Genomic DNA, 1,365 nt, shown 5'->3' on the forward strand with positions numbered 1-1,365 from the left:
TGCTGCTCTACTAAAATACCTTCAAAAACCAAAGATTTATAACCTACCACACCCACTACTTTACCGTTTTTACCATCAATAACTGGCGCACTCGCCAAGCCAAACTGATCAAATAAACGAGCACAATAGCGCACATCCATTTCAGGTGGGACACTGACAACGGGCTTAGACATAATTTCATAGACATTAACGCGATCAGGTGACTTATCTTTTGCCAATACCTTTTTAGCGATATCTGACAGCATCACAACGCCGTACTCGTCATCCTCATTACGTTTTTTGATAATCACGTAGCTAGCATTATGCTCTTTCATTTGAATCAAGGCGTCTTTAACGGTCATCATGCCGTCCATTTCAACGTAGTTACTCCGCATGACATCCTTAATTTTAACAACCGTTTTATTGGTATGACTCATAACTCTTCCTCGACTTTAGCTGCAATAGATTGTATTTGGTGCGAGACGCCCACAGCATCTTCAACATCTAACTGTACGGCAATTCCCGTACCCGGACTGGTATCGAATTCGCCTACCTGTCCAATAGTCTCTAATATATGCCGGCTTAAGTGCTCTTCAACTATAAACAGCAAGACATCCCGTTGAGTCTCCAGGGTCAGGCCAAAAAAAGTCTTACTCTTTTTAATCCCTTCGCCTCTGGCATGGTTGATCACTGTGGCACCAGTCGCCCCAGCTTTTCGCGCAGCCTTCATGACCTTATCGGTTTTGTCATCCTCTACAAACACCAGCAATAATTTAAAATGCATGTACTTTCCCCTATTCGAAATTCTCTACAAACTCTGTACAGAGCTTATTCAGCTTGTGCCAAGCCCTGTTGTTGGTTTCGCTTAGCCAAATACTCAGTAATTTGCGCATAGGCCATCACCGACATTATTGGAAATAAGCTAGCAAAAGCGATTAAACCAAAACCATCAATCAAAGTGCTTCGCCCAGGTACTGTTTCAGCTAAGCCTAAACCCAAGGCTGCAACCAAAGGCACAGTTACAGTAGATGTCGTTACACCACCTGAGTCATAAGCCAAAGGGACGATCAGTTTGGGTGCAAAACAAGTTTGAATTACGACGACCACATAACCAGAGATAATAAAATAATGGATCGGAATTCCGGTAACGATACGATAAGTTCCTAAGGAAATACCTACTGCTACACCAATTGCGACGGCAATACGCAAACCCCAAATGCCGATCGCACCACCCGATACTTCATTCGCCTTGATCGCTACAGCTATTAGAGAGGGCTCTGCTATCGTGGTACTAAATCCTATGGCAAAGGCGAACAGATAGACCCAATAATAATCAAACCACTGAAGTGCATCGGCACCAATATCCCTCGCTCCTGCTATAAAAGC

The 1,365-nt window shown here is 43.6% G+C and carries 3 protein-coding genes; all 3 read right to left on the reverse strand.

Features of this window, described 5'->3' with window-relative positions:
• Nucleotides 1–416 (reverse strand): CBS domain-containing protein (locus A3766_RS03310; RefSeq protein WP_068641676.1); only part of this gene is annotated, 416 nt, incomplete at its 3' end.
• A complete protein-coding gene (locus A3766_RS03315) occupies nucleotides 413–763 on the reverse strand; it encodes a P-II family nitrogen regulator (protein ID WP_068511238.1) in 351 nt (116 codons plus the stop codon). The genes A3766_RS03315 and A3766_RS03310, both read right to left, overlap by 4 nt.
• 44 nt (nucleotides 764–807) lie before the next feature.
• On the reverse strand, nucleotides 808–1,365 hold a 558-nt coding region (locus tag A3766_RS03320), incomplete at its 5' end, for a DUF1538 domain-containing protein (RefSeq protein ID WP_068641678.1).

The organism is Oleiphilus sp. HI0132, from assembly GCF_001635845.1.